Source organism: Opitutaceae bacterium (assembly GCA_041395105.1).
GTDB lineage: Bacteria > Verrucomicrobiota > Verrucomicrobiia > Opitutales > Opitutaceae > B12-G4.
This window is the reverse complement of the sequence record JAWLBB010000002.1, coordinates 288052-300373: the sequence shown is the minus strand read 5'-3', so window position 1 is coordinate 300373 and position 12322 is coordinate 288052. Positions and strand designations below refer to the sequence as shown.

The 12322-nt window shown below is 60.2% G+C and carries 10 protein-coding genes; 3 read left to right on the top strand and 7 right to left on the bottom strand.

Annotation, left to right across the window (positions count from 1 at the left end):
* Positions 1–111 precede the first annotated feature (111 nt).
* Positions 112–810: a phosphopantothenoylcysteine decarboxylase gene (locus tag R3F07_08080; GenBank protein MEZ5276322.1), complete on the top strand. Its 699-nt coding sequence runs from the start codon at positions 112–114 to the stop codon at positions 808–810.
* A gap of 3 nt (positions 811–813) precedes the next feature.
* Here the strand turns inward: R3F07_08080 and R3F07_08075 are convergent, their stop codons facing one another.
* The 5 genes from R3F07_08075 to R3F07_08055 form a co-directional block, all read right to left on the bottom strand.
* On the bottom strand, positions 814–1917 hold the full coding sequence (locus tag R3F07_08075; GenBank protein MEZ5276321.1) for a DUF4340 domain-containing protein: 1104 nt from the start codon (positions 1915–1917) through the stop codon (positions 814–816).
* Positions 1918–1921: 4 nt separating this feature from the next.
* Complete coding sequence (locus R3F07_08070; protein MEZ5276320.1) at positions 1922–3808, bottom strand: GldG family protein; 1887 nt, start codon at positions 3806–3808, stop codon at positions 1922–1924.
* A gap of 33 nt (positions 3809–3841) precedes the next feature.
* On the bottom strand, positions 3842–4564 hold the full coding sequence (locus R3F07_08065; protein MEZ5276319.1) for a heme exporter protein CcmB: 723 nt from the start codon (positions 4562–4564) through the stop codon (positions 3842–3844).
* Positions 4565–4597: 33 nt separating this feature from the next.
* A complete protein-coding gene (locus R3F07_08060) occupies positions 4598–5308 on the bottom strand; it encodes an ABC transporter ATP-binding protein (protein ID MEZ5276318.1) in 711 nt (236 codons plus the stop codon).
* A gap of 460 nt (positions 5309–5768) precedes the next feature.
* Positions 5769–6794, bottom strand: coding sequence for a haloacid dehalogenase-like hydrolase (locus R3F07_08055; GenBank protein ID MEZ5276317.1), 1026 nt, complete (start codon positions 6792–6794; stop codon positions 5769–5771).
* A gap of 139 nt (positions 6795–6933) precedes the next feature.
* Here R3F07_08055 and prfA point away from each other — a divergent pair, with 139 nt between their 5' ends.
* Complete coding sequence (gene prfA / locus R3F07_08050) at positions 6934–8034, top strand: peptide chain release factor 1 (protein MEZ5276316.1); 1101 nt, start codon at positions 6934–6936, stop codon at positions 8032–8034.
* The gene (gene prmC, locus R3F07_08045; GenBank protein MEZ5276315.1) at positions 8034–8885 is read left to right on the top strand and encodes a peptide chain release factor N(5)-glutamine methyltransferase; all 852 of its coding nucleotides are present in this window, start codon (positions 8034–8036) and stop codon (positions 8883–8885) included. The genes prfA and prmC overlap by 1 nt, the downstream gene beginning before the upstream one ends.
* A 43-nt stretch (positions 8886–8928) precedes the next feature.
* On the opposite strand, the gene R3F07_08040 is transcribed toward prmC, so the two are convergent.
* Together R3F07_08040 and R3F07_08035 are read right to left on the bottom strand one after the other, a co-directional pair.
* Positions 8929–11232: a carboxy terminal-processing peptidase gene (locus tag R3F07_08040; GenBank protein ID MEZ5276314.1), complete on the bottom strand. Its 2304-nt coding sequence runs from the start codon at positions 11230–11232 to the stop codon at positions 8929–8931.
* A gap of 41 nt (positions 11233–11273) precedes the next feature.
* Positions 11274–12143: a rhomboid family intramembrane serine protease gene (locus R3F07_08035; protein MEZ5276313.1), complete on the bottom strand. Its 870-nt coding sequence runs from the start codon at positions 12141–12143 to the stop codon at positions 11274–11276.
* Positions 12144–12322: the final 179 nt, after the last annotated feature.

The window sequence follows — 12322 nt, the reverse complement described above, 5'->3', positions numbered from 1 at the left end:
TTCGAAACATTGCGAAGGCGATTTCATGTCGGGCTCATTTGTCTGGGATCTGAATTCCCCCAAGGCCCACTTTTCATTTGGCGAACATGGTCAGTCCGGTTTTGCTGAGGCATGGCATCCGCCTTCGCTGTCCGATCAGGCAGGAAATCCGCGTCCGGTGGCATTCGCTGCCTCGTCACGGCGGGTCCGACCCGTGAGTATCTGGATCCGGTCCGATTCCTGAGCAATGCCTCCAGTGGCAAAATGGGTTTCGCACTTGCGGAAAAGGCGGCCATTTTGGGTTGGGAGGTGGAGCTGGTCTCGGGACCGGTTTCGCTGAGGCCGCCCCGGAATGTCCGCATACATCGGGTCGTTTCGGCGGTCGAGATGCTGGCCGCAGTCGAGCCGCTCTTTCGATGGTGTGACATTCTCTTCATGGTGGCGGCGGTGGCGGACTATCGGCCGGCGGAATGCGCCTCGGAAAAGATGAAGAAATCGAAGGATCGGCTGTCGGTGAAGATGGTTCGAAACCCCGATATTCTCAAGCATCTGGCTGCCTTGAGGACGCATCAGACCGTGGTGGGGTTCGCGGCCGAATCCCAGCATCTCGAAGACTATGCGGCGGAGAAACTGGTCCGTAAGGGGATGGATTGGATCGTCGCGAATGATATCAGCCGACCGGGCCTCGGGATGGAGGTCGACGACAATGAAATCGTCCTGATGTCATCGTCCGGGGTTCGCATGCCGTTCGGTCCGGCGCCGAAGGAGGAAGTCGCGGCCTTTATCCTGGAGCAGGTTCGCGGGGCGGTCGGGAGACCGGCTCGAAAATGATGTTCAATTGCCCCCGGCCGGTTCTTCCGCACTCTCCGGTTCGGGTGCCGGCTCCGGGGGTGGTTCCGGAACGGGCTCGATCAGGATATCGGCCGAGGCAGGCAGGCTGGTGAAGGTGTAGTCGGAAATCCGAAAACTCCGCCTGGCCATCAGCTGGTTGATGGGTGTGTCCTCCCGGTTGGACTCGACGAAGACATAGACGGGGCCGGGTTTGGGTGCCGGTGGCGGGGTGGCCGCGGAATTCTCTTCCGGGCCTTCTTCGGCCGGTGCGACGGGTGGGGCGGGACGACGCCCGATCCGTATCGAGTAGCGGGTGCCGTCGAAGAGTTCGATGATGACGGATCGCGAATGGTCAAGGGCGGCGATGGATTCCTCCGACCCGGGTTCGTCGGTATCCGTAAACCGGAGGCCGGTAAAGCGGTTGAGGAGGTTGTTCAGCTCCCGGGATCTGACGTTTCCGGTGGCCTGAGCCGATGCCAGCTTCCAATCGGCCTCGGCGGTGTCCCGCTTCACCACCAGGTGGGCGGCGTCGTCTTCGAACGAAATGTCGACTCCCGAGACATCCTCCGCCTTGAAATCGAGGAGGCGGGCAAGGGCCCAGTTCTTCGCCGTGGCGTCGATCTGGATGGTGAGATCGGTCAGATAGGCCTTTTCTTCGGTATCAAACCCGATGAAGCGGCCGCCGCCTTCAGATGTTTTTCCGATGGCGAGGCGGACGGCGGGCAGGGCACCGCCGGTTGCGATCTCGATGCCGGCATTCCCGAGATCGAGTCTTTCGATCCGGTCCGGGTTGCGGCTGACGAGACGCACGACGGAGGCCGACTGCAGGCTGGAGGCAAGGGAGGAGAGTTTGCTGAAGTCGACCGGGAATCCGTAATAGTCAGCAACCTGCCAGGTGCCGTTGGTTTCGTCGGTGCTCAAGGTGACCGTTCTGTCGCCTTCCCGGATGGTGATCTCCCGGGCGGCCGCGAGCGTTTCACGGCTGACGAGAGGCTGGCCGGTGCGGGGATCGAGTCCGGGAGGCGGAGCCGGCCGCTTGATCAGCCAGGTCGCGACCGAGAGAACGGCCAGGATGAGAAAGGTGATGGAGAGTCTCTTTATAGTCATCGCGTCAGCTCTTCTGTCTGCGGTTACGGCGCGTGAAAAAGGCGATTCCGACGATCCCGACACCGACCGGAACAACCAGGAGATTGGCCAGAAGAAGAACCGTTCCCAGGCGCTCGATATTTTCCCGCAGGGCCTTGCGGATCTTGCGGCGCTCGGCCCGGACAGAGGCCTCCTGGGCCCGGTAGTCCTCGATCGATTTCTGGATCTCCGGAGTGGCCACCAACTGGCGGCCTTCGGTCTGCTGGGTGGCGAGTTGGCTGAGTTGGTTCTGGACCTCGCGGAGCCGGGTTTCGACTTCATCAAGCTGCTCCTGGTAGCGTTCCTGGGCGTCGGCCTCCATCCGTTGCACAACGATGAAGGGGCGAAGCACGGTGCCCTTGCCCCGGATGGCGATGAGGTCGTCACTGCCACCAAGGAATTCCAAAGCGCTTGAGGCGAAACTCAGGTTGTCGTTGAGGGGATCGAGGGCGGTCATGCCGAGAAAGTTCATCCGGCGCACGCTGTAGCTGTCGAGCAGCCAGTCACTGTCCATGACGAGAATGACCGTGCCCGGCCGGACGGACTCGGTGAGCCCGGGGGCAGGCGAGGGTGTGTCCTCATCGGAAGTGGCCCCGGTTTCGTCGGTGGCGTCGGCGGGTCGACCGTCCGGAAAGGCGGTCCGGAATGTGCCTTCGATCATCCCGGCGAGTACCTCGGCTTTTCCGTCGGGTTTGATCTGGCGGGCCAGTTCCTCCGGAGGTGTGAAATTGAGCATCATTGACGCGACATTGCCGGCCGAAGCAGTGGTCCGGATCATCGGGGTGAGCTTGAGATTTTCGGATTCGCCGATGCTGAAGGAGCCCGGCTCAATCATGAGCATGGTCTTGAGGGTGCTGGTCGGCAGGACGTCGGGGTTGAACTGCTCGGCCGGGAGGGTCAACCAGACGGGGAACCGGACATTGCCCTGATTGGTGATCACCGTGCTGGCGAGGCTGGCATCGGCCACGACCTGCTGGGAGTCGTAGGACACTCCCCAGGCGGCGAGGAGGTTGGGCAGATCGCTGGTCACGTTCGGAGCCGGTTGCCCGTACATCTGGTTCTGGCCGCCCTGATCCTTGAAATAGCGGGAGGAGGGATCAAGGGCGAGAAAGAGAGGCCTGCCGGATAGGACGTGCTGGTCGATGGCGTAGACGAGTTGCGGGTTGAGTCCCTGCGGGTGGATGACCGCAAGCACATCGAGATTGTCGGGCAGCTCTGTATCCGAAGCTTGGATCTCGACGATCTCAAAGGTGCGCTCCCACTCGCTGATGACGACCTGGTCAGGAGTGGGTCGCGGCTGACCCGGCATCGGCATGGACATGGGCGACTTCAGCGGCAGGCTGGTCAGGAGTCCCAGCCGCGGTTTGTCGAATTGCTGGACCGAGTAGAGAAGCTGGGAAATGTCGTATTCGAGAAAGGACTCCCGGTTGGTGGTGAAAAAAGCGATGGTCTGCTGGTTGTCGGCCTGGGCGGCCGAGAGTCCGAAATAGAGGGCGCCTCCGTTCTGGAGGTTCTGGCCCTGGATGCCGGCCCGGGCCGCCGATTCTTCCTCTTCGGAATCGGGTTCCGGATCAATCACTTCGAGTTGGATCAGGCCATTGGAGGCGGCTTCGTATTGGCGGAGCAGTTCCTCCACCCGGGTGGCGTAGTTCTTGAAGCTGATCGGCAGGCCTTCGAGGCTGCGGCTGAAGTAGAACTGAAGGGCAACCGGTTCCTCGATCTTCGAGATCAGATTTCGGGTACCGGCGGAAAGGGTGTAGATCTTCTGGGCCGTCAGGTCGATCTTGGCCGGGTAGGAAGAGGCAAGGTAGTTGACGAGGACAAGGTTCGCGACCAGGAGCAGGGCGACTGTGGTTTTTTCTCCGATTTTCATCGTGGGCGTCTTTCCGGGAGGGGAGGTTCGGGCTCAGCGCTCAAGCACGAGAATGTTCAGAGCCAGAGTAAAGAGGGTCATCGACGCGAAATAGACGATACTGCGCAGATCGATGATGCCCTTCGTGAAATTGTCGAAATGGGTGACGAAGCTGAAGTTCGAGACCATGTCGACGAACCAGACGGGAAAGATGCTGTTGAGGACATCGGAGAAGACGCTCCAGCCGAGAAAGAGGATGCCCAGACAGATGAGGACACTGAGCACAAAGCTGATCACCTGATTGCGGGTGAGGGCGGACGTCAGGGAGCAGATGCCCAGATAAGTCCCGGCCATGAGAATACTCCCGAGGTAGCTGGAGACGATGACGCCCCAATCCGGATCGCCGAGATAGCCGACGGTCAGAGCCATGGGGAAGGTCAGGACGATTCCCAGGCTGATAAAAAGCCAGGCGGCAAGGAATTTGCCGATGACGGCTTCCGGGACAGTGACCGGCAGAGTGAAAAGCAGTTCGATGCTCCCGGATCTGCGTTCCTCGGCCCAGAGGCGCATGCCGGCGGCGGGAATCAGGAAAAGGAAAAGCCAGGGGTGAAAAACAAAGAAACTGTCGAGGTTGGCGACATTCGCCTTGAAGAACCGACCGACAAAAAAGGCCAGTCCGACCGAGGCGAGGAGGAAGACAATCAGATAGACGTAGGCGACCGGGGAGCGGAAATACCCCTCGAATTCGCGGCGGAATACGGGTTTGATCTGAGTCATGGATCGAAAAGGGATCGGAATGGGACGCACCCCTCAGCGCGTCAGTTTGCGGAAGACCTCGTCGAGGCGGTTTCCGTGCTCTTCCTTGATCGCCTCCGGGGTATTGTCGATGATGACCCGGCCGTTGGCGATGATGATGATGCGGTTGCAGAGGGCATCGACCTCTTCAAGGATATGGGTGGAGAGGATGATGACCTTGTTCTCGGCCATTGCTCCGATAATCTTGCGGACCTCGTGCTTCTGGTTGGGGTCAAGACCGTCGGTCGGTTCGTCGAGGATGAGGATCGGAGGGTCGTGGATGACGGCCTGGGCGAAGCCGACACGCTGCTTGTAGCCCTTGCTCAAGGTTTCGATCGGCTGATTGCGGACCGTGCTCAAGTGACAGAGGCCGACGACTTCCTCGATGCGTTTCCCGCGTTTTTCGCGATCATTCAGGCCGCGGCATTCGCCCACGAAATCGAGGAACTCGAGAACTGTCATTTCGCCGTAGGCGGGTGAACTCTCCGCCAGGTAACCGATCCGTCTCTTGACTTCGACCGGTTCGGTGCGGACGTCGAAACCGGCGACAAGAGCGGTTCCCGAGGTGGGTTTGATAAACCCGGTCACCATCTTCATGGTGGTCGATTTGCCGGCTCCGTTCGGCCCGAGAAACCCGAGGATGGTGCCCTTGGAGACCTCGAAGGAGATGTTGTCGACGGCCCGGATCGGTCCGAATTCCTTGGTCAGATTCTTGACTGTAACCATTATGGAGTGATTCAGCTGAAGGGATTCTTTGGACCAGGGACCCCGATGGAGGTTCCCGGGAATTCTGCGGGGAGGGTCCGTGGAATGAAGGCTGTTGGCTATAGCGAACGGATGAGCGTTCGATCAAGGAAAATTCAGCGGATTCGGGGTGTTCAGGCCGTCCGGGCCGTCGCCTCGAGGGTGGCCGGTCCTCGCCGGCAGAGGCATGGCGCAGCGACGGCGAGGATCTTGCAGAGGGACCGGCGGACTGTCATGGCCCGGCTGGAGTCCACCGGCGGGTGAGGCTGTTGCCGACCTGCCAGATCAGCGCCAGGAGTCACCTTTCCGCGGCGCAGCGGGCCTGCACCTCTTGAAGCGATTGCCGGGACCGTTTGTCCAGAAGCGGGCACGAGTCGCGCCCCACCTTCGAGTCAATCGATTCGCTGGCAGGGCAAGAGGCGAAAAAGAGTGCAGGACAGCCCTACAGGAAGGTGTCCTGCTGGACGGATTCCTCCCTGTCGTCAGCGCCTTCCGCATCCGACGGGCTCGAGCTGAGGTGTTTGGGAGGTTTGGCCACGCGGAGGGCGAAGTTGGCCTCCCGGTCGGCCACGATACGGTCGCAGATGGCCTGGATATGCATCTTCAGCCACATCGAGGTATTGCTGTCCGGCAGGTAGCGGGCGGGGCCATAGGCGTGGATCCGATTGACCTGGAGGAGCCGGTCATTCTGTTCGAACTCTTCCATCGAACCCGGGCGGTAGACCGCGTAGGTGCGCCCGCCGTTTTTCTTGACGACCGAGAAGGAGGGAACGTCGCTGGGGCCGTCCGCAATATAGATCATGTTCTGGAAAGGAACCCTGCGGTCTTCGTGCTTGATGTCGGCATTGACGTCGATGGACGGGTTCTTGTTTGTTCCCTTGTTGATCTCGAAGAGTGCCCGGGTCTTGGTCGTGTTATCGACCATCATGCCGATCTGGCTGATCTCCAGGTTCGGATCGATGGCCAGCTCCTTCTGTTGGAGGAAACCGGGCGGGATCGGATTCTCGATGAATTCGCAGCCCCAGATCCCATTGACAAACGGGGCGATGGCGCTGCCACGAATCATCTCGGCGAGTCCCGTGCTCACGATATAGTGTTCCAGCCGGATATCCTGCTTCACGTATTCGGGTCGGGACCGGACGAATTCGCGGAGATCCTGCAGGAATCCGGGAAGACCCTCGTAGAACTCGATGTCGCGACCGCATTCCCGGAGAATCCGGTTGTTCAGACCCTTCATCGGACCGTTTCGAACGCAGGAAAGCAGGTGGTTCAGGTAGACGGTCTCACCGGAGACGTGGTAGCCGCGTTCGCGATAGAGTTCGCTCAGGCTGTTGACCTCGAGCCAGAAGTTCCCCTCGTCGATGCCGAACCGCTTGAAGAGAGGGCCCTGCATGTATCCCGGGATCAAAGTCTTGTCAAAGTCCCAGACGCAGGCGATGATGTTTTGAGTGAAGAGTACGGTGGCCATAGCGACAGACGGGTGCCGGGGGCATTTTGCCGCTCCGGACCGTTAGGGTTTCACCGCATCAGAGCAAAGCCGTGGGTTTCGGCTGAAGCAATGCGCAATTTGCACCCCGTCTCTTCATCGACTTAATTGAGTGTCTTTTATGCCCTCTGTTCCAGATATCACGCCATTTGTCCGCCGACTCGAAGAACTTGATGCCGCGATGGCGGAACCTTCGTTCTTTTCCGACGCGCGGCGGGCCGCGGCGCTGTCCCGCGAACACCAGAAACTCCAGGATCTGGTCGATGGGCATGCCCGCTGGCGGAAGACAGAGGCGGAGATCCGGGAACTCGAGGAGCTCGTCAGCGGAGCGGCCCAGGATACCGAGTTGCGGGAAATGGCCGAGGCGGAACTTCCGGGTTTGCGGGTCCGGCTCGAAGAATTGGAGAAGTCGATCCTCGTGGGGATGATTCCTCCGGAGGAGACCGATTCCCGCAATACGATTGTCGAGATCCGCGCCGGGGCGGGCGGCGACGAAGCTTCGCTTTTTGCCGGAGAACTGCTCCGGATGTACACCCGGTTTGCCGAGACCCAGAAGTGGACCGTGAATCACCTGAATGCCTCGCTGACCGACCGGGGCGGTTACAAGGAGGTCATTTTCGAGGTCCAGGGGGTCGATGTTTACCGGCTTCTTAAGTTTGAGAGCGGCGTTCACCGGGTACAGCGGGTTCCCGAAACGGAAGCGAATGGGCGGATCCACACTTCCACCGTGACCGTGGCGGTCTTGCCGGAAGCGGAGGAGGTGGATGTGGAACTGGATATGTCGGAGTTGGAGATTACGGTGGCCCGCGCGAGCGGACCGGGTGGGCAGGGTGTGAATACGACGGACTCTGCTGTTCAGGTGCTCCACAAGCCAACCGGGATGATCGTGACCTGCGCGGAAGAGAGATCACAGATCAAGAATCGCCATCGCGCCTTGACCGTCCTGCGGTCCCGACTGCTCCAACTCAAGCAGGATGAGGAGCGGGCCAAGTATGCGGAGAACCGGCGGAGCCAGATCGGGAGCGGCGACCGGAGTGAGCGGATCCGGACCTACAATTTCCCGCAGAGCCGGCTGACGGACCATCGCATCGGGCTTACCCTGCACAGTCTTCCGCAGGTGATGGAAGGAGCGCTCGACGAAGTGGTTGAGGCGCTCCAGGAGGCTGATCGTGCGGCCAAGATCGAGGCACTCAATGCCCGACCGTCCTATCTGCGCGGGTGATGTTGACCATTCTCGAGATTGTCCGGAAGACCTCCGAGTTTTTTGAGCGCAAGGGGATGGAGCAGCCCCGCCTGAATGCGGAGCTCATTGTCGGTCATTGCCTGGGCCTCGATCGGATGCAGCTTTATCTGCAGTTCGAACGCCCCCTGACCGAGCCTGAGTTGGTTCCGATCCGCGAAAAAGTCCGGCGGAGGGGATTGAGGGAGCCGCTTCAGTATGTTCTGGGGACCGCTCCGTTCCATGACCTGATGCTGAAGGTGGACTCACGGGTGCTCGTGCCGCGACCTGAGACTGAACAGATGGCGGAGCGGATCCGCGAGCGCCTGGAGGTTGCGCCGAGGCGGATCGTGGATTTGGGAACCGGAAGCGGTGCTCTGGCGCTTTGCCTCGCCCGGGCTTTTCCTGAAGCAGAGGTGCTGGGAGTCGATGCGAGTCCGGATGCCCTCGAGGTGGCCCGCTCGAATGCGGAGGCCGCTTCCCTGGAGGGACGAGTGAGTTTCCTTCGTTCCGATTGGTATGCGTCGGTGCCCGTCGGGCAGCGTTTTGACCTGATTGTCTCGAATCCGCCCTACCTGACGGAAGATGAATGGGCTTCAGCCGCACCGGAAGTGCGCAATCACGAGCCGAAGATGGCGCTGATCAGTGAGGATGACGGTTGCGGCGACCTCGAGCGGATCATGGAGGGATCACGTGTCCGGCTCGAGCCGGCTGGGCACCTCGTCCTCGAGACCGGAATCCACCAGCATGCCCGCCTCATGGCGAAAGCCGAATCCCTGGGCTACATCGGGATCGAATCCCTCAAGGATTGGAGTGACCGTGACCGTTTTCTCTGGATGCGGGCTGGCGGTTAGTCCCCGCCGGTTGGACGGGCCGGAGTTCCACCGTTGCGAAGGCTCAGCGGAGGGCGGCGGAAGGGATCGTCTCGCGCTGGGCGGTCAGCGTTTCCACCTGCACCCAATCCTCGGGATTTCGGGAGCTGCCGAGGGCGTCGACGAGGATGCGCAGACTCTCGCGCAGATGGATGTCAAACGCGGGAGGAGACTTGTCTTCGTCGGCCGTCGAGCCATCACCCGATTCATCATCGGTCTGCAGGTCCGGTGAGACAACCGCCGCCACCTCGGTCGATTCGGAGTCCTTGTCCTTGATTACGGAATCCAGGAGGACTTCGGTGGAGGGATAATTCAGATCGGCCAGTTTTGTCTGCTCGGCGTCCATCTCCTCGCGAAAGGCTTCGTCGATGACCTTCTGGGTTCGCCGGGTTTCGAGGTTGAGCGAGATCGCCTTCTCGTCCTGTTTCGCGCGGAACCAGTTGATCCGGCGGTTGAGAAATTGGAATTCCTCCAGCGAATTCTGACGTTCGGTCGAGTGTTCCTTCAGACTGGTCAACAGATCGGGTCGCAGGGAGAAACCGCTGAACCGGGCTGGACGGATCGTGTCCCAGGCCATGGCATTGGGCAGATCGGACTCGCCAATCGGCAGGTAGTCATCGATTGACGGGAGAGCCACGTCGGGGATCACGCCTTTGTTCTGGGTGGAGAAACCGTTGGGCAGATAAAACTTCTGCACGGTAAGCTTGGCCGCGCCGGTCTTCTGGGCATCCGAGAAGTACTGCCGGGGAATGAAGGACTTCATTTCGAGAACGGCTTGAACGGTGCCTTTCCCGTGGGTGGAACTGTCGCCGATGATGAGGGCTCGACCGTAGTTCTGGAGGGCGCCGGCCACAATCTCCGAGGCCGAGGCGCTGAACCGGGAAGTCAGGACCAGAAGGGGGCCGTTGTAAGCGATCTTGGGATCGAGGTCGGGCTTGACGTAAATCTGGCCGTTGGAGTCACGGACCTGGACAACCGGACCCTGTCGGATGAAGAGACCGGTCATGTCGACGGCCTCGGAGAGCAGTCCACCGCCGTTCTGGCGCAGATCCAGGATGATGCCTTCCACGCCGGCAACCTCGAGTTTGCCCAGGAGTTCCTCGACATCCTGGGTGGCGGATCGACGATCCTCCTCCTTCAGATCCTCCTCTTCGACCGGTCCGTAAAACGATGGAACATCAATCACTCCGACGGAGACGGGGCCGGAGGGCCCGGGTACCTCGATGATTTCCGCACTGGCCCGACTCGCATTCAGTTGAACGACATCGCGTTGCAGGGCGACCGTCTTGCGAACGGACGAGTCCGTCGCATCACCTGGCAGGACGGTCAGGCGTACCTCCGTGCCCTTGTCTCCCCGGATGAGGTTGACCACCTTTCGGAGGTTCATCCCGATGACGTCGGTCGATTCGCCGGAACCCTGGGCGACCTCGACGATCTTGTCATTGGGCTTGAGTTGCTTGCTCAGGAAAGCGGGGCCGCCCGGGATGAGTTCCTTGATGACGCAATAGCCGTCTTCGTTGGCCAGAAGTGCTCCGATCCCGACGAGGGAGAGCCGCATCGAGATGCTGAAATCCTCGAGTGTATCGGCCGAAAAGAAGGTCGAATGCGGGTCGTACATCCGGGCGAGCGTCGAGAGAAAGAGCTCCTGGATTTCGGATTCTCCGATTTCGTCGAGATTCTTGGCGAGGCGTTCGTAGCGTTTGCGGACGGTATCCCGTGATTCCTCGATTGTCTTTTCGTTGAGAAGATCCTCCAGCAGTTCGAACTTGATGCGACGGCGCCAGAGGTCGTCCGATTGTTCGGAGGTTAAAGGCCATTCCGCTTCGCTGCGATCGAAGATGTATTCCTCCGCGGTGTCGAAATCGAAGGCGATTGCATCGGCCGCGGCCCCTTCCGGGCGGACGACGCGATGGGAACCGTCCTCCGGAAACGCGAATGGTCCGTCCAGTTGGCTGAGGATCCAGTCAATCCTTTCGACGGCCCTGGCGTGGTAGGTGGCGTAGATGCGGAAGGGGGCCTCGAGGCTGCCGTTTTCTCGGAGTTCGTTTCCGATGCTCCGCGCATAGGTTTTGAGGAAATAGTCCCGGTCGGAATCGAGGAAAAAGAGGTGGTGGGTGTCCAGCTGGGCCATGTAGTCGGTCAGCAGGGTCTGGAATGCCTTTTGCTCCATCTGCTCGTTCTTGTAGTGAACGGTTTCAAGAAGCTGCACGACCAGACGGGTTTCGTCGCTCATCACCTTGGTCTCGGTGAAATTGCGGACCGGCGCCTCTTCCGCGTGGGCGTAGCTCAGGACAATGAGAACCAGAATGATGGAGAGACGCAGAATCATGATGAAAGAGCAGGTGAGGGGACCGTCCGGGGAGGAAGCCTTCAGCGGCGATTCAGGATATCCCGGGCTTCGTCAAGGACTTTCTTCTCGTAATCCGTCAAGGTGCCGAAGCCCGAGTGATTGATCTTGTCGAGAATCCGGTCGACCTCGGCCCGGACGTCGTCGGGCTTGGACAGATTGACCTGGTACTTGGTCTTGATTGGGGTTGTTTTCTTCGTCCGAAACCATTTGGGAAGCTCGACCCGGGGATGGGTGGAGCCACGGACCTCGGTTCGTTGGTGGACATAACGGAAATAGAGCCAGCCGGTGAGCATTCCACCCAGGTGGGCGGAATGGGCCACTCCCCCGCCGCCCTGCAGCTCGAGAAAGAGAAGCCCGAAGACGGCAACAGCCAGGAAGAAAAGGATCAGGTGCTTGGGCTTTACCGTGATGGGAACGATGAAAAACAGGAGAAAAGTGATCGGCTTGTTCGGGAAAAAGCAGGCAAATACCGTCAGAAGCCCGAAGACGGCAGCGGAGGCACCGAGGAGGATGCCGTCGGTATGGGTAAAACTGATGGACAGCCAGGAAAGCCCGCCGACGAGAATGGAGGCCAGGTAAAGCCCGACAAATCGGGACGGGCCGAGCAGTGGAAGCAGTTCCCGGCCGAGGAAGAAGGCGAAAAGCAGGTTGAACAGGATGTGGACAATGTTGCCGTGGAGGAATCCATAGGTGAGCACGGTCCAGAAAAACCCGTCCTCGATGTTCCGGGGAGAGAGCGCCAGATACCGCGTCATGACCGGGCTCTTGAACCAGACCTCGAAGACATTCTGGGCCACAAAAACCGCCACGGAGATGCCGATGATCCACCCAAGGATCGACGCTTCCCGTCGACCGAAGTCGTTCCGCATGTATGGGCGGTCGTAGATCATGGATTTTTCAGAGTAGACGGAATCGCTCGGAATGACAAGCCGGCAGGTCAAACCGCGGCCTCCCTGTGACCTTGGGCGGCGTCGGCGGTTCCCGCAGATTCACAATTCCCTCAGTCGGCGGGGAAGGTCGCAGGTGGCCGCCGGCAGGTCTTCAACGGCATTTCGCCCAAGTGGGTGAA

Excerpts from the sequence above, each read along its gene's own strand:
- R3F07_08080 (MEZ5276322.1), top strand. The coding sequence starts at position 112 with ATGGCATCCGCCTTCGCTGTCCGATCAGGCAGGAAATCCGCGTCCGGT.
- R3F07_08075 (MEZ5276321.1), bottom strand. The coding sequence starts at position 1,917 with ATGACTATAAAGAGACTCTCCATCACCTTTCTCATCCTGGCCGTTCTC.
- R3F07_08070 (MEZ5276320.1), bottom strand. The coding sequence starts at position 3,808 with ATGAAAATCGGAGAAAAAACCACAGTCGCCCTGCTCCTGGTCGCGAAC.
- R3F07_08065 (MEZ5276319.1), bottom strand. The coding sequence starts at position 4,564 with ATGACTCAGATCAAACCCGTATTCCGCCGCGAATTCGAGGGGTATTTC.
- R3F07_08060 (MEZ5276318.1), bottom strand. The coding sequence starts at position 5,308 with ATGGTTACAGTCAAGAATCTGACCAAGGAATTCGGACCGATCCGGGCC.
- R3F07_08055 (MEZ5276317.1), bottom strand. The coding sequence starts at position 6,794 with ATGGCCACCGTACTCTTCACTCAAAACATCATCGCCTGCGTCTGGGAC.
- prfA (MEZ5276316.1), top strand. The coding sequence starts at position 6,934 with ATGCCCTCTGTTCCAGATATCACGCCATTTGTCCGCCGACTCGAAGAA.
- prmC (MEZ5276315.1), top strand. The coding sequence starts at position 8,034 with ATGTTGACCATTCTCGAGATTGTCCGGAAGACCTCCGAGTTTTTTGAG.
- R3F07_08040 (MEZ5276314.1), bottom strand. The coding sequence starts at position 11,232 with ATGATTCTGCGTCTCTCCATCATTCTGGTTCTCATTGTCCTGAGCTAC.
- R3F07_08035 (MEZ5276313.1), bottom strand. The coding sequence starts at position 12,143 with ATGATCTACGACCGCCCATACATGCGGAACGACTTCGGTCGACGGGAA.